The sequence below is a fragment of the Thalassolituus maritimus genome (assembly GCF_900156675.1).
Taxonomy (GTDB): domain Bacteria; phylum Pseudomonadota; class Gammaproteobacteria; order Pseudomonadales; family Oceanobacteraceae; genus Thalassolituus; species Thalassolituus maritimus.
The window spans coordinates 166,490-187,431 of the sequence record NZ_FTOH01000004.1; the positions used below are offsets into that span (position 1 = coordinate 166,490).

Below are 20,942 nucleotides of genomic sequence, written 5' to 3' on the forward strand. Positions count from 1 at the left end.
GTGAGCCTTAAGGATGAGTTTCCCAAAAGAGAACCCGCAGCTACCCGAGGGGATTAATAATCAGCACGAAAGTCCCTTCGTCGACTTCGTCATCATGGCGGGCGCTCTGCTGCTGGCAGTGGTCAGTCTTTCCTTCCTGATCGGCTGGGGAGCCGTGCGCATAGCCCCGACGGTGCCCTTTGAGTGGGAGCCAGATATTTCTCTGGCTCCATCCGGATATAGTTCAGAAGAGGATCAGAGAATTGCTGACTACCTGCAGAGTCTGACCCAGCAGTTGATCCCGCAAGAAGCTGAAATTCCCTCAGTTAAGGTGCACTGGCTACCCAATGTTGATGCCGCAAATGCCTTTGCGACTTCAGGCGGCAATATTCACGTTACCCGGGGTCTGCTTGATGCCGTCAACAGTGAGAATGGCCTGGCGATGGTGCTGGCGCACGAGTACGCCCACATTGAATTACGACACCCCGTCGTCCTTATGCTGGAGCAGATTGGCCACACATTAATCGCACTGCTCACAGGGTTTGATAACTCCTCTGCGGGAACTATTGCTCAACAGAGTGGGTTGATCAGCCTGATGGCCTTCAGTCGCGACATGGAGCGTGCGGCGGACGCAAGGGCCGTTACCCTCATCAACAACTATTACGGACACTCCAGAGGGGCTGAGGAACTGTTTAAGCATATTCTTGAGACTGATGAGAGGGCTGACCACCAATGGGGTCTCTGGCAGTCTCATCCGGCGACCGTGGAGCGGATTGAGTTTCTGAATTCACACAAAAAAGGCGGAGATACTCATGCATCGCTCCGCCCTCTTCCTTCCTGGCTCTCAGAGTCACTGAATAGCAACTCTGAAGCCCAATAGCGCCCAGATTTTACTGGTTATCCAGGAAACGCTCTGCATCCAATGCCGCCATACAGCCTGTGCCGGCTGACGTGATGGCCTGACGGTAGATGTGATCAGACACATCACCTGCTGCAAAAACACCTTCTACGCTGGTTTGTGTGGCGTTCCCGTGCAGACCGCTCTGAACGACGATATAACCATCCTTCATCTCGAGCTGTCCCTCGAAGATGCCGGTATTCGGTGAGTGACCGATGGCTACGAAGATGCCCTCAAGGTCCAACTCCTCCGTCTCTCCTGTCTCACGGTTCTTGATGCGCATACCGGTAACGCCCATGTCATCACCCAGTACTTCATCAAGCTCGCAGTTCCAGCGAATGGTAACGTTGCCGTTTTCCGCCTTATCAAGCAGCTTGTCTGCCAGGATTTTCTCACTACGGAAGCTATCACGACGGTGAACAACAACTACCTCGGAGGCGATGTTTGATAGATAAAGCGCTTCTTCAACCGCGGTATTACCACCACCGATGACAGCAACACGCTTCTTGCGGTAGAAGAAACCGTCACAGGTCGCACATGCCGAAACGCCCTTACCCTTGAATGCTTCTTCACTCTCAAGGCCAAGGTATTTAGCGCTGGCGCCGGTCGCGATGACCAGTGAATCACAGGTGTACTCACCTGAATCCCCTTTCAGCCAGAAAGGACGCTGATCGAGTTTAACTTCGCTGATCTGATCAAACACGACTTCTGTATCGAAACGCTCAGCGTGTGCCTTCATGCGTTCCATCAGCTCCGGCCCCTGTACACCCTGAGCATCACCCGGCCAGTTATCCACCTCTGTCGTCGTTGTGAGCTGTCCGCCCATCTGCATGCCAGTGATGATCACAGGATCGAGATTAGCGCGAGCCCCATACACTGCTGCTGTGTAGCCAGCAGGGCCAGAACCGAGGATTAACATCTTGATATGGCGGGGGTTACTCATCCGCTGTCTCCGTGAAAAGTAAAAAGGTAGAAATCTAAACTGGGGCCGAAGTATAAAGAATCAAGGGGGGTGGCGTAACCCCACACAATTCCCTCCATCAAGCTGTCTAACATGGCATTACAACAAATAACAATGCTGGCTTACATTGCCTTTCTCCTTTGAAATCAATGAGATGCCGCACCTTAAATTGAACAATGGTTCATCTGTCAAATTCTGTTCGTTGTCGAAAATTTAGCCATGGGTCAGGATTACTCCACAAAGCAATAACCCGAAGGCCATGAAAATGAGTAAACAACAAGAAATTAAGCAGAAGTCGCGCCTTGGCACGCTACTTATGCACAAAGGACTCATCACCCGTCGCCAGTTAGATGAAGCACTGGATCTTCAGAGCACAAGTAAGTTGATGCTTGGTGAGATCATGGTCGAAAAAGGCTGGATCACAGAGAAACAGCTCGATAAAGCACTGAAAGGACAATCACGCTACCGTATGGTCGCTGCTGTAGGGGCCGTCCTCCTCGGTCCTGTACAGCCATTTGTCGCCAGCGCCAATGCCTCCATAGACACGTCTATCGACGCTGAACAGTACGAAGCAAAACGTATTGCTGGCTTCGGTAATATGAAACCCATGTCCGAAGGGGATATGGCAGAAATCACGGGGCAGGGTATCAACGAAAATGTTGCCTACCTTCAGGACGTTCTCAGTGGCGACTCCGATGGTGCTGATGCGCCGGAAACTGCCACCATGACTGCTCTGCAAAGCATCTTCCCGGGCCTGAATGTGCTCACAGATTATGAGATCACCGACGTAGAGTACTATGGTGACGGCCCTTCAGTAACGCTCCACGAAGATGGCTCCATCGAAATGCAGGGACCCAAACGTATCGGCGAGATTGCATTCAAAGATGTAAACTTCCGCGGTGCTACCGGACCCGCCATGGGAGACCTTTCTATCAAAAATCTGAGTATGTCAGAGGGTTCGACCATCACACTTCGCACCCGAAACTAAGCCTCCATTCATCAGGGCGTAGAAAGACCTATAGTAATTAGACTTTTTGCGCCTTCGATTTCAACCAACCCATTAAAGTCCGGACAATTGAAGCCGCCATCCCCCCGTAATGTGAATTGAGTCACAATGACTGGGCATCCTCAGCCTCTTTGATGTTTGATAGCCAAACAGCTTCTCAGACACTAATAAAAATATCCGAGGAACCTATGGACGCTCTGTTGAATGGACTGAAAACGCTTCGAATCCCGCTAACGGCCACAGCGATTGGCCTTAGTTTAATTTCTATATCAGCTTTCGCAGAGTCCAAAAGACCCACAGACCCAGAGTCCCTGGCTAAACGCGTAGGCATGACCGCCATATACGATGAAGGGATGTCAGAGGTTGTAGCACAAGGCTTCCAGGATGATGTCGACTACCTGATGGAAGTCGTTGAGCAAACCGGTCCGAACGACCAGGCGCCTGAAATCGCCTTAATGACCGTTCTCCAAACCGCCATCCCATTCCTTCCTGCGTTCAGTGGATATACCATTTCAGGCGTCGAATATGACGACCCGGAAGCCGAGCGGGTTATCTTCAATGCAGATGCCACGGTAACCCTTATACTGCCAGACCGTATCGGCGAGATCGCCTACAGAGACTTCAAAGCGAGAGACAGCTCCGGTGCAGCCATGGGGGACATCGTCTTTGACGAGATACGCTTGCTCGAGAACTCCACACTCAAACTGATCGGTACCGACTAAAAGACTGCCTACTGAGCCATAACTCTATAAAAGCGCAGTCTGACGGAGCGACTGCGCCACTATTCCCCTCCTCTTTTTTACTGTCCAGACAGATAGCGCCCTTCCCCTTAATCACCACGAATTACTCTGAACAAGGCAATACCTGACGTGGTCTGATAACTCCCCCAAAACCAATAAGAAGGGAGTCACCGCGTGAATACTTGTGGAAGAACATCAGGGCTATCAAAACTAATTCAGCTCAGTGTAATGACGGTAAGCGCCTGTGCCGCTAATGCTGGTCCTAGCATGCAGGAACTGGAGCAGCGAATCGGTCTCGCAAGCATTGGCGATGACAATATGCAGAACATCTCCGCACAGGGTATCAATGAAGACAGTCAGTACCTGATAGACCTTGGCAATAATACCGGTCCTGACGACGAGGGCGGCCTGAAGACCTTGATGGTGCTCTTTCAGACGGGCCTTCCACTACTTAACTTTGTTGGCGACTATGAAATCAATGGTGTCAGTTACGACGACCCTGATGGGCCCAGGAGCATCGTCAATGAAGATGGGTCGATCAGCCTGGTACTGCCTTCCAATATTGATGAAATTGCCTACCGCAACATGACGATTGGCGAAACAAACACAGATATTCTTGGCGACCTGTACTTCAGAAATATATCGACAGTACCAGACTCCACCGTGACACTGATTCCGCGCACGCCGGAGCCGTAAATCAATGGACGCTTATGCCCGCCCCAAAAAAAACGGGAGCCTGAGCTCCCGTTTTTCTTTGCCTGAGTGTTACGTCAGTAAGCAATCGCAAGTGGTACGAAGGCAACGATAAGAAGCGCTGTGGCCATAGTCGCCAGTGGCAACAATATCTTTTCGTTTCTGTACCAGAAGTTCTCGCCAACCACTTCTTCCTTGGATAAGCGTACCTCTTCTTCGCCGACCACCTGCCTCGTCAACAAGTGGTTCAATGCAACCGGCGGGCTGAGATAACCCAATTCGAAAGCCACCAGTGTGACCATCCAGAAGTGAACCGGATCAATACCACTTTCATAGGCAATACTCGCGATCGTGGCACTCACCAGAATCACAGCACCGTACGGGTCCATAACCATGCCGATAACAACCAGAATACCAACCAACAGAGCCATTGCCAGCCAGATAGAGCTGAACTCAGTCGGTACCATCGCCATGACCTCGGCGCGCTCGATAACGCCACCGATACTGACCGACATCCCCATCAGCATCAGCAGGGCACCGATGTGACCTGTGGTTTCTGTGGTCGCTTCACGAATCGTTTTCTCGATGGAGTCACGACCTTGCTTAAGATCATCGTAGCTCTCTTCGAGACGGTGCCCGACGTAATCAATATTCATGTTCTCACGCTTCAGGACGTCTTTTTCCTGGTTAAGGCGCTCGTAGATCAGAATAACCAGCAGCAGTACTGGCAGAATAATTGGTGCGGAGAACTCATCCAGGTACGCGTTAAGCAGTAGCGCGTACACAACAAGCGTAACCGCAATCAGAATTACGTATGGAATCAGTGGCTTGAGTGCTTCTTTGAACTCTGGCCATACATTGCTATCCGGACGCTGAATCGCTACAGGCTCCTTACGTGTAAGAAGCGCATAGAAAGCGAACAGGACGGTAGTAAGGAAGAATACCTTCACCCCCCATCCGAACAACTGGTCTGTGGTCACTTCGTTGTTCAGCGCCGCAACAATAACAACCAGGAGGCATGGACGCAGTACAACACCCAAAGAGCCTGACATTGCGGTAGCCGCCAGTGCCAGCTGACGTCGCGCTCCCGCACGACGGAGCTCCATGTAGATCAGGCCGCCGACTGCAATGACGAAAATACCTGAACCACCGGTGTAAGCGGTCGGAACCGCAGCCAGAGCAACCACGGCAACCGCCAGCATCTCAGGTGGTAGCTTGAGCGGGCGGAAGATATTGAATACCTTCTGCGCCATCTCAGTACGCTTAAGAAGCATACCGATCCACACGTACAATCCCACGTTCAGGAATAGCTGAGACAGCTCCATCATCTGGTTAAGGTAAATACCAATACCCGCCGGGTGACCCGCAAGGATAAAGTAAGTACCAGAGATCAGACACATAGTGGCATACAGAGGTATCGCTAGTTGAGCCTTGAGGAAGTTGCCCCCAGGCTCGGCATCTTTCGGAATAACGACCATCTGATACAAGGTTAATGCGAGTGGCGCTCCAAACCCAAAGATCCACAGCCAGTGGAGCACGGCATGCTCGGTACTGACCTCAATTCCTGCCGAGAAAGCAACTTCTTTAAAGCTGTATACAGAGTAAAACAGAATGGCAAAAGCAACGAATTGAGCACCCGCTGCAACGCGATAATCCATCGCAGTTACCATAGGTCTCAGAGCGATATGGTGACGACGGAACAGAGCTGTACCACCACAGATCAGGACGAGAATTGCCAGCATAATTCGCTGGGTCGCCATACCGAGTTCACCAAAGTTGGCAACACCCAACTCAACTGAACGGAAGATTTCTACAGCCGGAGTAATCCGGTCTTTAGTCGCATTGTACTGATCGTACTTGATCTCACACTGGGTCTGAGCGGCTTCAAGTGACTTCCGCATTACTGCGGGATCTACCGGCTCTGGCGCGAACAGGTCAAACTCATCCATTGGCTGGTTATTTCGTTCTTCGACGATTCTTGCCAGCTCGGTATCAATATCCATATTGAGGTTACAGGACGGCTCAACTGGATCATGCCGAAGCATAAAGTATCCTTCCCAGACACTTTCACCCAATTGCAGTAATTGCGCATGCATCGTATGACTGGTATTCAGAATAATGACGAATACCAATACCAGGAATGCAGGAAGCGCAGCGAGCCATTCGTAAATCGTACGGTTGCCCGCACGTACGTGCTGCTCCATGAAAAACACCTCTTATATTATAAAAGAACCGAAGCCGGACGGCTTCGGTTCATCCCCCAATGTCCGCTTCCCGGAGGCAAGTGCCTGGGAAGACAAGACGTGTTACTTGGTCTTACTCAAGATTTTCTACACACTCCGCTGCAGAGCCATCCGCCTTACAACGCAGGTTTTTAAGAAGGCGCAACATTTTGCCATCGTAGACGCCTTCATCACGCAGTGTGATACGCACCTGACGCAGCATTTCGTTATATTCTTTTTGCTGCGCTTCAGGCAGGTCTAACCAATAATGGTCTTCAATTTCGTCTGTGTGTTGTTTGATACTCTTGATCGCGCGATCGAAGAGACTGGCAACGAACTCACGGGACTTCTGCGTATATTCATCGCTGAACTGCTCACGGTGGAAAACCAGCTGGAAGTCCAGATAAGCGAGGTTATATCGCAGAATCGCGCCGTTTTCGCCGAGGCCTTTGTACATTTCCAAAGGCTTGTAAGCGATTGCTGGGGCGTAGGCGATATCTACACTGCCGTTGTTGAACTTACCAGAGAAGTTCGCTGAGTTTGACGGAACAACCGCAGCACCCACGTGATTTACCATTTTGATTGATGGTGCATCATAGTCGAGGGTCGCAATTTTCTTGCCCGACATCTCTTCTACGGTATCAATGCTTCTGTCATTAACGAACAAGTACACTGCACCTGCAGGAATAACACCGCCTACCGCGTAGCGTTCCGTCTGCATGAACTTAGCCGCATTCGGAGCTGCTGTCGTCATGACGACCTGGCGCATGATTTCATCAGTTGGTACCGCACCAATCGCCTCAATGGTAGACGCGAACTTACTGAAAGGGCGCGCACGAGCCCCCGTCATTACAACACCGTCGCACTGCTCTGCTTTAAAATCATCAGAGGCAATTTTCTCATCGGTGTAAGCGTGAAGCTTGATTTCAAAGCCTTCCGCGAGTGCAAACTCACGGTAGTCTTTCATCAGACCAAACATCGGGCCACTGTTACCCAGTGGGTCATAGATGCACAGGTCACGTTGTTCTACAGCGCTCGCAAAAGGCGCCAGGGTCATCGCAGCGATGGCCAATAATTTACGCATATCCAGTCCTTAATCTAACAGGTCGTCAATATCCATCACGGGAGCAGCACTTTCGTCCACATCATCCCAGAAAGTACCGAATTCACCGACCGGCGTACGCGAGCCAGTAGCATCAGTCCACATACGGTCAGAGACCGCACGGATCTGACGACTTGCTACAACATCAAGCAGTCGGTAATCGCGATGGCTAGGGTTAGTTTTAAGTGAGGCTGCGTGACGACGGATAGCTTCCTTCACACGATCCGTGTGACCACCACCATCAGCAACAAGAATTTCTACGGCATGGGCCAGACGAACACCATTTTCGGTAGCTGTACGAGACGCAGTCTCCAGCTCGACCCAAGGATCAGATGCACTTTCATCAGAGCTGTCTGGCATCAGGATTTTAAGGCCTGCTGATGCTGCAGCAGGGACGCCCCAGTATTCTTCATTATCCAGACACTGGAGGCCACGAACGGCTTTCATCGCAATGTCTTTAGGCACATTAACAACACTCTGTGCTTTCAGGTCGTTCAGTACAGACTGAAGGCCCGCGAGGTTGCCAAGTGTCCAGTAAACTCCCTCGTCATGGTTCAGACGTGGGCACTTCTCACCTGGCTCACCAAACTCATCAACCATATGTTGATAGGCGCGATACTGGCGGGTCGCTGCGATAGCGTACTGACGTTTTTCACGTACGCGCGCATCTTTTGCTTCATTAATGTTCTGGTTTTTAAACGCACGAATGTAAGCAAGGCTTTCTTCGACCGCGGCTTCTTCCGCACATGCGCCCGCCATCATGTTCATCATGAGATTGGCCAGGTCATCGGTCGAAGTAACACGGGTGAATGCGTTAATGAGAGGCTGAAGGCCCTGAGTAGTGGAACAGGCAACACCTACGTCATCGATAGTCATTGTGTATGGCGTTACATGACGATCGGTAAGGTCATAAACAACCCACCCCATTTGCATGTAAATAATGCTACAGCCAGACAGCGTGAACAGGGTCATTGCTGTAATTAGAACGCGAGAGAGAAACGACATGACGCCCCCATCAGAATCAATGTTGTTGTTATTATTCTCCGGGTATTAAGAACCCGGAAGGTTCGTAGCCCAGAGAATATCTGGTTTACGCTACGAATACCAATGTAAACCAACCAAATTGCCTTCCCGACGTAAGCTATTGGAAAAGTTGCGCCTCAGAAAGGTTAATTGGTGCCAAGCGGCTTTCGGGCCCCTACCCACTTCTGTGACATTTTTTTACAGAAAATCGCCATGAAAAAACTTGCCCGAACCAGTCCGGCGATAAAAACCGGTCAAAATTAGTCATTTATCGCCACCCCATAAGGTTGTAAAGTGCCATTTACATGGATTAACAACCCCACTAAATGGCATAGTTGCACTTTACCGGAGACATGATTACATACAAAGATAAACAAGTGTCTATAATTGATCACCCACTGCAAGCAATGCGGACAAAGTCACACCCTTACACTCGGTAGTTGCAAATCCTGATCAGGTCGTCATATTGATAAGACAGACGACAGGATTGGAGGGAGTCTCTCTGAACGATCTCCTGATGCGGCTGACCAGTTCAGCCGCAGTACACAGTAAGATCACTGACTGCATACCGCAGACGCTGGGTTCAGGCCGCATCGTCACTCCCTCTACCGCTCTTCAAATACCCCCCTCGGAAGACATACGTACCACCCCTGAAATGGTTGAGCACTTACGCTTTGCCTGCGGGTTTCTGTACCTCTGTGCTCCGCTCTATGACGCAATCAGGAGACTGACTCTATGGCCGCGCGTAAATCCGATACCAAACTGTACGTTATCGACACCAATGTTCTGATTCATGATCCAGCAGCGATTCTGAACTTCGAAGAACATCAGGTCGTTATCCCTATGACAGTTCTGGAGGAGCTGGATAAACTCAAGATGGGCAAGGCATCCATCGCGACCGACTGCCGGGAGGCGATAAGGCAGATAGACCGCATCATCGGAGACGCTTCTCCGACAGAGATTGCCAAGGGCATACCAATTGAGCGTCCCGATGGTGATTACCAGGGCCACTTCTCAATACTGCTAGACACCTTCCAGACTCCCAGCCGCGCACTTCCTGACGACCTCAACGACAACAAGATCATCAACAGCCTGGTGACACTTCAGGAGAAATATCCAAACCGTGAGACCATCCTGATTACTAAAGACATTAATATGCGCCTGAAAGCGCGAGGCTGTGGTGTAGGCGCTCAGGACTACCAGAATGACCAACTCCTTTCTGATGTCTCTCTTCTTGAAACCGGTTATCACCACGTCGACGGCTCGTTCTGGGAAACACAGGAGCGGGTCGAAACTTTCCACGATGAGACAGGTACCTACCACCGGATTCCATTGAACCAGCTTCCGGATGATATGGTGATCAACCGCTTCATCTCGGACGACAAAGGCTTTATTGGTAAGGTCCACCAGATCGGAGAAGAGGCAGCACTCATCAAAGACTTCCCCAAAGAACAATTGATGCAGACAAGTGCCTGGGGGCTCAAGCCAAGAGATACCGCCCAGGCAATGGCGCTTAACCTGCTCCTCGACCCAGACATTCACCTTGTTACATTATCGGGGCAGGCCGGCTCAGGTAAAACGATTCTGGCGTTGGCAGCAGCGATTGAGATGACCGTCGCAACCGGGCAATTCCGTCGTATTATCGCCACCCGGAGTACTCGCGGCCTCGATGAGGATATTGGCTTCCTGCCAGGTACCGAAGCAGAAAAGATGGAGCCGTGGCTGGGCGCAATCACCGACAACCTCGAAGCACTCCATTGTGATGATGAAAACGCGACCAGCAGCGTCGACTACATTCTGCAGAAGGTACCGCTGCAGTTTAAATCACTGAATTACATCCGTGGTCGAAGCTTCCAGCACAGTCTGATTCTGATTGACGAGTGTCAGAACCTGACCCCGCATCAAATGAAAACCATCATTACCCGCGCAGGCGCTGGAAGTAAGGTAATCTGCCTCGGTAACCTGGCACAGATCGATACCCCCTACCTGAACCCAATCAGTTCAGGCCTGACGTATCTGATAGAACGCTTCAAGCATTTTCCGCACGGAGGCACCATCCACTTGCAGGGGTCGCCACGCTCAGAACTTGCAGAGTATGCCGAAGCACATCTTTGACGCGTCCCTTACCCTGAACTATAAACAGTAGAGGGCCTTTGGCCCTCTTACTTTTTATACACAATCAGGTCATGGATAAGGATTATGAGATATCTGCTCGCATGTATGTTACTGAGCGTTTTTATGCCCGCAATCGCAGCGGATGAAGAACCAGTAGAGAAAATCTACGAACTTGAGTTTGAAACCGACTCCAGCTGGGCAAGTATCGAAATTCGTGACGACGCTGTGTTCGTAAATGCTCCCGCCGACAGCGCTATGAGCATTACAGCCAAAGATGGGCTGCGTGCGTACAACATATCCCCAAAGAAGATATATCTCAGAGCGAAGTCGCGTGGCGTAGTGAATATGAACCTGTTCGTACGTTCAAAGAATAACGTACTTGGTCTGACGCTATGCAAAGGGTCACGTAACAGCTACAGCTGGATTAAGTCAGATGAATCTCGCCAGAAAAATGACCTGAAAGAACCTGACCACTGCGAACAGCACGCACTGGTACTCAATCTGTTCTGATTACAACTCATTTTCCGGACGGTCAGCGCGAATACGAATCAACTGGCCGCCCGGGAGAGTATCTCAGTGACGAAGAATGTCTTCCGTGAAGTCACCTTTAAACATTGGAATTTCGTGAAGCTCCTTCTCTCCCTCCATACCGAAGTACATCCGGCTGTCTTCCGGCGGAAAGACCTTAAGGTTTGATTGCTTACTGATCAAACGCTCTCCATGCATCATGTCTTTCAATTTCAGGTAGATTTCTTCGTAGCTATCACCTTTAAGCTCGATTTCAACCTCAGTAGTAAAACGGAACGACATTTTAGCCATGGCGATTCTCCTGAATACATCTTCTTGGATACTGCCTCAGGCTAGTCGGTTTTCGATCATCCAAAAGTAAAATTTGTCTCAGTATGCCGAATTAAACTGAACGACCCTACTGCCAAAACCCTCTGGAATAAAGGATACATAAACGGCCACTACAGCGTTTTCAATCGGTCACAGACAGAAGGTGTCGTGATTCTTCAGCAAACCCGGTGCCGACTTCCGCGTAGTAGTTGAAAACAACATCTACTCCGAGGTCGAGGAGTTGATTTCTTTCGTCTTCGTAGCGGGCGACGGCCGCTGTTTTTCCCTGATAACCAGCGATCTTCATCATCTGCAATGTCGCCAACATTTCCTGTTGAGAGGGCAGTGCCAGCATGACCAGACGGATATCGCAGTGGGATGCCTGCTGCCAGAACTCAAGGTCGTCCGCATCGCCAGAAATGACATTAAATGACTCACTACGCAGTTTTTCCGCCCGGTCTGTATCAGATTCGAGCCCCCACGCGCTTGAGGTATCACTACCATGGAGTGCCTGATAGGCTCCCTTACCTACCCGCCCCATACCGACAATGAGCACATCAAATGATGCTGGCAACTTCAGCGACTGGTGCGCCCCTTCACGCTCAAATCGATTTATCGTTTTATACATGCGGGCGTAAATAGAGTGCGCCCGACGGAAAAGCACAGTGCTGATAAGGAATGAAACCGACATAGCCAGGGCGATCATCACCAGCCATTCCTCACCTAACCAGGACTGTTTAACGCCCATATCAGCGACAATAAGACCAAACTCACTGTAGTTACTGAGAGCCAGCGCAGTCAGGTACGCTGTCCGGCCCGACAATCCAAAAATAATAAACGTGAAATAGAAGAGTACGAATTTAATCACGAGCAAGAGCGTCAGCCCTGCCGTTACATACAGCATCTCAAGTGTGGGCAACGCAGCGAAACCGATGGATAAGAAAAACCCAATAAGGAACAGATCCTTAAAGCTCATCAGTGTTTTATAGAGTTCCGAAGACTTATTGTGCCCAGCGACGAGTACACCTAGGATCAGAGCGCCAAGGTCTCCTTTTACACCCAGGGCATCAAACAGCTCGTAGCCTCCTAGCGCAAGAAACAGCCCCGTCAGCGGCAGCAATTCACCATGACCTGAACGCTCCATGACCCAGTAAAGCGCCGGCCGAAGCAAAGGTAACAGGAACAGCGCCAGTGCCCATTCATCCGGTACTTTGCCGGTGGCTGCAACCAGAAAAACTACCGCAACAATATCCTGAACAATAAGGATGCCCAGTGCCAGGCGCCCATGGCGGACTTTCAGTTCAGAAGCCTCTTCGAGCATTTTGACGACGGCCACTGTCGATGAAAAACTCAGAGCAAATGCGACCAGCGCCGCCGTTACCAGATCCACTTCAAACGCCTGGCTTAACCCCAGCCAGGTCGGCACAGGCAAGGCCGCTATACCGAGGAGGATCCAAGTGCCGCTCTGCACAAGCGTGCCACCCCATACTTCTTTGCGGATGAGAGTACGAATGTCCAGTTTCAGGCCAATAGTAAACAGCATCAAGGTGATACCCAGAGACGCCAACTCATCGAGCAGAGGCGTAGCCTCTCGCCCCAGTGCGTTAAGAACGAAACCGGCAATCAGAAATCCGATTAACGGTGGCAAGCTGAACTGTCGCGCCACCAGACCAAACACAAATGCAATCAGAATCCAGAGGAAATCCATAAGTTGTCTCTACATTTCACCGGAGAATATGGCGGTGACTAAAAAGCCGCCTGTATACCGAAATATCCCTGGGTCTCAGATCCGATGCCCTGAATCCCCTGAGCAACACCAATCACTACTGGCACCAGCGCCCTATACCCAATAATACTGTTCAAACGCAACTCTGCCCCGGTGCCCACCATAGGATCAGGATCATCCGATTCCGTCCAGGCTCGCCCACGCTCGAGAAATACGCGTAGCTCCACATCATCCAAGCCTAACGGCCAGATGCTCCAGTTGTCATTGATAGAACTCAACTGGGCCGCATAGACCAGTCGCTCGCGGTCGTAGTAGCGCCCAAGCTGATTGCCTGCATCGAATCCGCGAAGGCTGAGTTGCTCCCGCCCAAAGAGAGAATAGTCTTCCTGTGGCGGCAGACCACCGAGCTGCCATCCAGGTGCATCGTCAGATGCAAACCCTGCATTCAGCGAGAACGTCAGAGACTGACGCCCCGGCAGATCGAACATATAGCTAAACCCGGGCTGAACGTGAACACCTGAAAAGTCGTCGTTAAGCAGAGAAAAATCTTCGGCTATCAACTCGGCCCCACCACCGAAACCTCCGGGAGAATGAAGTAGTCCGCGCTGATCGTTGAACGTCAGTGCGAGGCCAACACTGTGTCTCTCAGCTGCTCGATCTCCTGAAATCACGACACCAGGTTCCACACTATCGATCGAAATTCGGCGACTGACTAACCCGGAGTGAAGCCCCAGGCGATCACGCATTGCCTGTATCAACCAGTTTCTCTGAATACGCCACTGCTGATCTTTGAGCACGGTAAATCCGGGCACCGTTTCATTGATATCAAATAATTCATTCTCGACATCGTAGCCAAAAAGCCAGCGTTGATACTGATAAATCAGAGTCATATCGAAGGCTTTCTGTTCAGTTCCATAGGCGAGATCGACCTGGTAGTTATGGCGCCCCAGTGCATCGGTACCGCCGGTACTGAACCCAACGTAGTTTGTATCTTCGGTGCCGTAAAATACAGGTAACCAGTAATGCGGGCGAAGCGTCGACCATGGTTCATAAGCAGTGGGTTCAGATGCTTCCACCTGATTCAAGCTTATTGCCTGGGTTGTTGCCGCTTCATAAGCTACACCTGCGCGCGCCAGCGGCAACTCAGTATTTCTCAACAGGAAGCCACCCGCCGTGTATTCCTGTGACCACAGCCGGTCGCCAGTTATCCAGGGGTCAAACGACCTCGCTACATCGATATCATCAGAAGCCAACGACAACGCACTACCGTTCTGCCACTCATAAATTCCGAATTCCCCTGAGTAATCCGCGATAAACAGAAGCCGATCGTCGGCTGTGAATCTCGGTTTCGCCTCGTTTGCCGCCGAATCTGTCAGCAAGGTCCAGTCGCTGTCAGCGACATCCTTACTGGCTAACTCCCAGGATCGTCCCGGAGTTTTAAAAGCTGCAATAATTTCAGTGCCGTCACTCTTTATATCAAACGCACCGACGTACTCACCGTACTCGCCACGCCAGAGCAAGGTCTCAGTGCCATCTTCCGACAGCAACAAGAGATGACTGAAGCCGGCTCTGAAACTCGTGAAAACAAAACCAGAGCCATCCGGCAGCCAGCGCGCATCCGAAACACGGGCTCCCTGAGTCAAGGGCACCCAGTCCCCCTCATCCAGCAACCAGAGGTCAGCAGAGTAGCGACCGCTTGCATACGTAAGAGCACGCACTGCGATCACACGCCCGTCGGGCAGAACATCAATCGAGGTAATGTCTCTGCCGTCGGCTATGTCAGTGCAGTCTGCATCAACGCCAGTGCATCGCTGGAGCACCGGGCGGTCTTCGTCATCGCTGGCTACGTAATAAACCGCCTGACCATCTGATCCACTTACCTGCTGACGCAAGGTTGTCGCAGGCAGAGTTTCCTCTGAAGAAGCAAGCGGCGCATTTTCGTCGCCAAACCTCTGCTCCATAGCGAGACGAAATTCAGTCCACAGCATGTCGAAGTCACGACCATAGATACGCCGCGCGGTGCTGTTAAGCATCAGGTATGGAAATATTTCGCCGCTGTACAGGCTTAGCCACATCTGCAGCTTTTCCTCACCATAGGTCTGGACCAGATACTCAATAAAGAAGGCGCCATACAAGTAGTACTGACCGTAGGGCCATTCACGGCTGCTGATCGCCGCTTCACCAAGCGTCGCGAATTCACCACTGCGCACTTCTTCACGCATCTGCATTTGATACCAGCTTGATGCCAGGCGACCCGTGCCGGCCTCGTAGTCTGTCTCGAGGTAAACCGCGAGCCCCTCAATCAGCATGGGAGAGATCAGAGAATGTGGAAAAAAGAACAACACCCGCCCGAATACTGAACGCAGTTTCTCTGGTGCCCCACGGCCCATCTCCATGTGCAGGATATGCACGTACTCATGGCGGATAAGCAACGCCAGCCAATCGTCGTAGTTCTCAAGACCATTGAGATCATGGGGTGGTGTCAGATAGAGCCTGATTTGCGAAAAAGGAAAGAAGGTCGCCCACCCGTTTGCGATGTCCTGATCATCAGAGAGCACCAGCTGGGTTCTGGCCGCCGGCGCAGTAGAGAAAAATGGCATCAACTCACGATGCACCTGCTCTGCAATGTTCAACGAGTGAAGTGCCAGTGCCTCATAGGCGGGATCTGACGCAGGGTAATGAGCATCAAAATGCTCCGAACTGCGTGTCAGCCAACCTTCGGCTCCGGGGCCATCCCAGGCAACGGGTTCTGCGGTGGCAGTCAAAGGTAATAAAAGAATTAGCAGGAACAAACGACAAAACATAATCAGCCTTCCATGAAGAGTCACGTCATCATATCCGAGTCTTATGACTCCGCAAGGTGTATTGGCTGGTCGTCTGCCGTAAACTGCGCGCTTTGACTTCTCTGCCGGAATCACGCGATGGAACTTGATTTTATTTACGAAGATGAGCATCTGGTTGCCATCAATAAACCCAGCGGCCTGCTGGTTCACCGCAGCGAAATCGATCGTCATGAAACTGCGTTCGCACTGCAATTGGTGCGCAATCAACTAGGCCAACGAGTTTATCCTGTACACAGACTCGATAAACCGACGTCTGGTGTTCTGGTCTTCGCACGTCAACCTGAAACCGCCAGCCTGGTCGTGGAACAATGGCGCCAGCGCGATGTAGAAAAGCACTACCTGGCTATTGTCCGTGGTTATATGCCTGAATTCACCCATCTCGACTACGCCATGTCCCCACCTGTCGACAAGTATGCGAAGCATGAGCGTATCAAGCCGCCACAGGAAGCCATTACAGATTTCACCTCACTCGCTCAGGTCGAGATACCCGTCGCCATTGATAAGTACCCGCAATCGCGATATTCGTTAATTGACTGTCGTCCTCACACCGGGCGAAAGCATCAGATACGCCGGCACCTGAAACACCTAAGTCATCCCATTATTGGTGATGCACGCTACGGAAAAGGACGCCACTCACGATACTTCCGAGACTATATGGATGCACCGCGGTTACTTCTTCATGCCTGGTCACTCGAGATGAACCACCCCTACACAGGTGAGCTTCTGACCCTGATCGCACGGCCGGATCGAATCATGCGTCAACTTTTCGACCGCTTCGAATGGAACCTGGCCTTACCGGAATCATTGCAGTCAGAGCTCCAACACCCTCCGCACCCCTCTATGGATGCCTTCTTACTCCCTCCGGAGCTCCGAAACCCAGAGAAACCGTGACCTGCGCACGGTTACCCACACTTTCTGTGGATAACTTTATGGATAAGTTTTTTAAAAGTGGCTGGAACCCGCATGAAACAAGGGGTGCTGTCATTTTGCTGAAAAAATTAACAGTAAATTTTTCTATATAAATCAGCAACTTATAGATTGACAACTCTATCGATAAGAAATTGACGCTATCCTGTCAGTCCTGTGACGCCATCGTATTTTGGTGTGAATAACAAGTTTCAAATAGTTTTCGACTGTCAACACCCGAACACAGGTTTTAGAGCTTTTTTTTGAAAAAATGTCGCAGTTTGTCCCTGTTAAGTTTCCCACAATTTCTGTGGATAACTTTGTGAGTAATAATTTAAAAACTCATTCCAGCCCAGATAAAATGGGCATAACACTTAGATTGTATGTTTTTTGAACAAGTAAAAAACCTATATTTTTCAATGACTTATGAAAATCAATAGATACTTTCATATTTTCTACGCCAGATTGACACATTTATTCGGCCACTATTGAAGATGTGCATAACAACGCACCAAAATAAACCCAGACGCACTGAAAAAACCCTCAAAGGGTCGTTGACATTCGCTTTTCAGGTTAAACCATCGCGTCAACCGGGAAGAGCACGCAAAGCTTCCTTTCTGGACAACTATCAGAACAATTTGTGGATAACTCACTCCAAACCCTATGCCTCCTGACGTCAGGTTATTCACAAGAGGTATGTGATCGAAGTGGGGGCGTAAAAAAACCCGCCGAAGCGGGTTTCTAAGATGGTGCATTAACAATGCATCGCTTATATACCGAGTCGCTCTGCAAGCTTATCTGCTTCCATATACCCCGGTATCAGCTGGCCATCCGAAGTGACAATAGCGGGGGTACCGCCTACACCAATGGCACGACCCAGATTGTATTGTGCTGCGACCGGAGACTCGCAGGAAACCGAGGACACCAACGACTGCATTTCACCGCGCTTCTCATCAAATGACTTCATGGCAGACTCTCTGTCAGATCCGGAAGCATTCCGTACACGACTATAAGCACCAGACAGTTCGCCCTGCAATGATTTGATTTCTGTCATAGCGTCAGCACGATCATCCTCGTCCTGGCACCATACGTAATTCACTTTACTGTATGACTCGGTGTAACCACCCGTCTGATCAAAAATACCCGCGCGCGGATACGCGAGGTAACGGACAGTTATACCCTTCGCATTGATATCGTCCATTTCGCGATGGAGCTTCTGGCAATAGCCACAATCAATGTCCGTAAACACATTAATGACTGCCTTCTCATCTCCCTTCGCAGGAAATACGACCGTATCAGCATCGGGAATGGATGCCATTTCTTTCTTGCGTAACGTCACTTTGCGCAGGTCACTGACGTTATCCAGCCCGCCCTCACTGAATTTGTACAGGGTGTTCTGATAGATGAGGTAGTTGAGGTCAGGCGTCATATGCATTAAAGACCCATCGATCATAACCACTTCATAAATCTGACCATCGCCCAGTGATACCACCTCGGTGACATCAGCCCGCGGGCCAAGCACTTCCTTCATCTTGGCTTCGATGGTTTCTTTCAGCTTCGCATTGTCAGCGAGAGCCGGCGCACTCATCAGCATGGCTGCGACCAGTGCGGTCAATGTCTTTTTCATGTCTTTGCTCTTCTGCATTCGTATGTGACTTTCACTTATCAGGCTGACCATAACAGGAATATGTATCTGTCACGCACAAAAAAACGGGCACACGGCCCGTTTTTCGGTAAAGAAAGGTATTCCCGGAGGATTATACCTTTTCTTTGATACGTGCAGACTTACCGCTACGCTCACGCAGGTAGTACAGTTTCGCCTGACGCACGTCACCACGACGTTTAACAGCAATGCTGTCAACCAGTGGGCTGTGAGTCTGGAAAGTACGCTCAACGCCAACACCGTGAGAGATCTTACGTACGGTGAAAGCAGAGTTCAGGCCACGGTTACGCTTACCGATAACCACACCTTCGAACGCCTGCAGACGCTCACGGTTGCCTTCTTTTACTTTTACCTGAACGACAACAGTGTCACCAGGGCCAAAAGCTGGAACAGCGTCTTTCAGCTGCGCGTTTTCAATCTGCTGAATGATTGGGTTCTTGTTGCTCATTGTTCGCTCCTTAACAGTCTGACGAGTGCTCAGCCGCGTTCTCGTCAAGGTATTCTGTCAATAACTTTCGTTGCTCGGTTGTCAGTTCCAGTTCAGCCAGTAAGTCTGGTCTGCGTTGCCAGGTTCGGCCCAGTGCCTGCTTTAAGCGCCACTGGCGGATTTTCTCGTGATTACCGCTCAACAGTACCTCAGGTACCGCTTCGCCTTCATACACTTCAGGCCGGGTGTAGTGCGGACAATCCAGCAAGCCATCCATAAAGGAGTCCTGCTGTGCCGACAGTTCGTGCCCCAATACACCAGGCACCAACCGGATCACGGCATCCATCAACGTCATGGCGGGTAACTCACCACCGCTGAGCACGAAATCACCGACAGACCATTCTTCGTCGATTTCCGCCTCAATCAGACGTTCATCAATACCCTCGTACCGCCCGGCTACCAGGATCAGCTTGTCATGCTGAGCAAGCTCAAGCACACCTTCCTGATCCAGCTTGCGGCCCTGTGGCGACATATAAATCACCCTAGCGCCTTCACCGGCCGCTGCCTTCGCAGCATGAATGGCATCCTTCAACGGCTGAATTTTCATCAGCATTCCGGGGCCACCGCCGTACGGTCGATCATCCACCGTCTGGTAATTGTCGTAAGCGTAATCTCTTGGATTCCAACAGGTCACACTGACTTTATCCTGTTTGACTGCGCGTCCGCTGACACCTTGCTGGGTCAACGCCTGAATCATGTCAGGAAACAGAGTTACAACACCAAACCACACCGGTCTTCACTCCTCTCTGGCCCTGTTGGCCAGGGGTTAAAAATCCGGGTCCCAGTCTACCTGGATCACACTGCTGTCCAGATCGACCTCAAGAACGTATTGCTCTACAAAGGGAAGTAAACGTTGCTGCTGATCGATGCTGCCTTCACAAGGCATCACCGTCATCACCTGATTACCACCACCAGAGTCAAACAGTTCTTTCACCTGGCCCAGCACCACACCTTCGGTATTTACTACCTTGAGTCCGATCAGCTGGAACCAATAATGTTCATCTTCTTCAAGCTCAGGAAGCGCCTCTTCAGGAACCCCGACCTCACACTGATGTAAGCTCAATGCCAGATCACGGTCTGTAATGCCCTGAAGGCTTGCCACCAGACCTTTACCCTGAGGTTTACCCTGCAGTACTTTAAATTCCTGCCAGCGATTATCCTTGCGGATGTGCCAGACAGGGTACTCCAGAATGTTTGTCATCGGCTGTGTGTAGGAGTACACCTTCACCCACCCTTTGATGCCAAACGCAGTGCTTATTTTTCCCAGAACGCGAATGTTCTCAGACACTGCTTACCCCCGGTTAAACTGAATTACGCTTCTTTTTTAGCAGCGTCTTTCAGCAGCTTCTTAACACGGTCAGTTGGCTGTGCGCCTTTACCTACCCAGTACTCAACGCGCTCAAGGTCGATACGCAGAGCTTCTTCCTGGCCACGAGCAATCGGGTTGAAGAACCCAAGGCGCTCGATAAAGCGACCGTCGCGAGGCATGCGCGCGTCAGCTACGTTGATGTGATAAAAAGGACGTTTTTTAGAGCCGCCGCGGGCTAAACGAATAACTACCATAAAGTGTGTCTACTCCGGTCGTTTTATCTAGTGGCAGGTTTTGAAATCGCCCACCGTTCAACATCCCTCAATACCAGCGTTACGCAATAAGCACGCGGCCGGCTTGAAGGGCCTGGGGGCCACCGTACAGGCAACCCACACAAAAGGGCGCGTAGTGTACGCCAACTGACCCTCCGGT

At 50.8% G+C, this 20,942-nt stretch carries 19 protein-coding genes; 7 read left to right on the forward strand and 12 right to left on the reverse strand.

The features are described 5' to 3' along the window. The first annotated feature begins 13 nt into the window (after window positions 1-13). Window positions 14-859 carry a M48 family metallopeptidase gene (locus tag BW941_RS07685; RefSeq protein WP_076515016.1) on the forward strand — a complete coding sequence of 282 codons (846 nt, stop codon included), beginning with the start codon at window positions 14-16 and terminating at the stop codon, window positions 857-859. A gap of 10 nt (window positions 860-869) precedes the next feature. On the opposite strand, the gene trxB is transcribed toward BW941_RS07685, so the two are convergent. Further along, a complete protein-coding gene (gene trxB, locus BW941_RS07690) occupies window positions 870-1,820 on the reverse strand; it encodes a thioredoxin-disulfide reductase (RefSeq protein ID WP_068434919.1) in 951 nt (316 codons plus the stop codon). Between the two features lie 283 nt (window positions 1,821-2,103). Between trxB and BW941_RS07695 the strand changes: the two genes are divergently transcribed. From BW941_RS07695 to BW941_RS07705, 3 genes are all read left to right on the forward strand, one after another. Beyond that, window positions 2,104-2,826, forward strand: coding sequence for a cyclic di-GMP-binding domain-containing protein, MshE-related (locus tag BW941_RS07695; protein WP_139325788.1), 723 nt, complete (start codon window positions 2,104-2,106; stop codon window positions 2,824-2,826). Between the two features lie 347 nt (window positions 2,827-3,173). After that, window positions 3,174-3,566 (forward strand): hypothetical protein, encoded by a 393-nt coding sequence (locus BW941_RS07700; RefSeq protein WP_139325789.1) that lies wholly within the window; start codon window positions 3,174-3,176, stop codon window positions 3,564-3,566. A gap of 246 nt (window positions 3,567-3,812) precedes the next feature. Further along, window positions 3,813-4,280 carry a hypothetical protein gene (locus BW941_RS07705; protein ID WP_139325790.1) on the forward strand — a complete coding sequence of 156 codons (468 nt, stop codon included), beginning with the start codon at window positions 3,813-3,815 and terminating at the stop codon, window positions 4,278-4,280. A gap of 74 nt (window positions 4,281-4,354) precedes the next feature. On the opposite strand, the gene BW941_RS07710 is transcribed toward BW941_RS07705, so the two are convergent. From BW941_RS07710 to BW941_RS07720, 3 genes are all read right to left on the reverse strand, one after another. After that, window positions 4,355-6,481 carry a TRAP transporter large permease subunit gene (locus BW941_RS07710; RefSeq protein WP_076515020.1) on the reverse strand — a complete coding sequence of 709 codons (2,127 nt, stop codon included), beginning with the start codon at window positions 6,479-6,481 and terminating at the stop codon, window positions 4,355-4,357. Window positions 6,482-6,593: 112 nt separating this feature from the next. After that, complete coding sequence (locus tag BW941_RS07715) at window positions 6,594-7,583, reverse strand: putative solute-binding protein (protein ID WP_076515021.1); 990 nt, start codon at window positions 7,581-7,583, stop codon at window positions 6,594-6,596. A 9-nt stretch (window positions 7,584-7,592) separates the two neighbouring features. Beyond that, window positions 7,593-8,606 carry a hypothetical protein gene (locus BW941_RS07720; RefSeq protein ID WP_084188758.1) on the reverse strand — a complete coding sequence of 338 codons (1,014 nt, stop codon included), beginning with the start codon at window positions 8,604-8,606 and terminating at the stop codon, window positions 7,593-7,595. Window positions 8,607-9,359: 753 nt separating this feature from the next. On the opposite strand from BW941_RS07720, the gene BW941_RS07725 reads away from it, so the two are divergent. Further along, the gene (locus tag BW941_RS07725; protein ID WP_076515022.1) at window positions 9,360-10,739 is read left to right on the forward strand and encodes a PhoH family protein; all 1,380 of its coding nucleotides are present in this window, start codon (window positions 9,360-9,362) and stop codon (window positions 10,737-10,739) included. 123 nt (window positions 10,740-10,862) lie between these two features. Then, the gene (locus BW941_RS07730; RefSeq protein ID WP_175607879.1) at window positions 10,863-11,249 is read left to right on the forward strand and encodes a hypothetical protein; all 387 of its coding nucleotides are present in this window, start codon (window positions 10,863-10,865) and stop codon (window positions 11,247-11,249) included. A 63-nt stretch (window positions 11,250-11,312) separates the two neighbouring features. Here the strand turns inward: BW941_RS07730 and BW941_RS07735 are convergent, their stop codons facing one another. The 3 genes from BW941_RS07735 to BW941_RS07745 all read right to left on the reverse strand — a co-directional run bounded on the left by BW941_RS07735 (window position 11,313) and on the right by BW941_RS07745 (window position 16,106). Continuing rightward, window positions 11,313-11,558, reverse strand: coding sequence for a hypothetical protein (locus BW941_RS07735; protein WP_076515023.1), 246 nt, complete (start codon window positions 11,556-11,558; stop codon window positions 11,313-11,315). 160 nt (window positions 11,559-11,718) lie between these two features. Continuing rightward, window positions 11,719-13,284 carry a cation:proton antiporter family protein gene (locus tag BW941_RS07740; RefSeq protein WP_076515024.1) on the reverse strand — a complete coding sequence of 522 codons (1,566 nt, stop codon included), beginning with the start codon at window positions 13,282-13,284 and terminating at the stop codon, window positions 11,719-11,721. A gap of 38 nt (window positions 13,285-13,322) precedes the next feature. Then, complete coding sequence (locus BW941_RS07745) at window positions 13,323-16,106, reverse strand: hypothetical protein (protein ID WP_076515025.1); 2,784 nt, start codon at window positions 16,104-16,106, stop codon at window positions 13,323-13,325. A 117-nt stretch (window positions 16,107-16,223) separates the two neighbouring features. Between BW941_RS07745 and BW941_RS07750 the strand changes: the two genes are divergently transcribed. Beyond that, window positions 16,224-17,036 carry a pseudouridine synthase gene (locus tag BW941_RS07750; protein WP_076515026.1) on the forward strand — a complete coding sequence of 271 codons (813 nt, stop codon included), beginning with the start codon at window positions 16,224-16,226 and terminating at the stop codon, window positions 17,034-17,036. Window positions 17,037-17,820: 784 nt separating this feature from the next. Here BW941_RS07750 and BW941_RS07755 read toward each other — a convergent pair. The 5 genes from BW941_RS07755 to rpsP all read right to left on the reverse strand — a co-directional run bounded on the left by BW941_RS07755 (window position 17,821) and on the right by rpsP (window position 20,764). Then, window positions 17,821-18,678 carry a DsbC family protein gene (locus BW941_RS07755; protein WP_076515027.1) on the reverse strand — a complete coding sequence of 286 codons (858 nt, stop codon included), beginning with the start codon at window positions 18,676-18,678 and terminating at the stop codon, window positions 17,821-17,823. 130 nt (window positions 18,679-18,808) lie between these two features. Then, a complete protein-coding gene (rplS, locus tag BW941_RS07760) occupies window positions 18,809-19,162 on the reverse strand; it encodes a 50S ribosomal protein L19 (protein ID WP_068434889.1) in 354 nt (117 codons plus the stop codon). 10 nt (window positions 19,163-19,172) lie between these two features. Then, complete coding sequence (gene trmD, locus BW941_RS07765; RefSeq protein WP_076515028.1) at window positions 19,173-19,931, reverse strand: tRNA (guanosine(37)-N1)-methyltransferase TrmD; 759 nt, start codon at window positions 19,929-19,931, stop codon at window positions 19,173-19,175. A gap of 36 nt (window positions 19,932-19,967) precedes the next feature. Continuing rightward, complete coding sequence (gene rimM / locus BW941_RS07770) at window positions 19,968-20,489, reverse strand: ribosome maturation factor RimM (RefSeq protein ID WP_076515029.1); 522 nt, start codon at window positions 20,487-20,489, stop codon at window positions 19,968-19,970. A gap of 23 nt (window positions 20,490-20,512) precedes the next feature. Next, a complete protein-coding gene (gene rpsP, locus BW941_RS07775; RefSeq protein ID WP_068434880.1) occupies window positions 20,513-20,764 on the reverse strand; it encodes a 30S ribosomal protein S16 in 252 nt (83 codons plus the stop codon). Window positions 20,765-20,942: the final 178 nt, after the last annotated feature.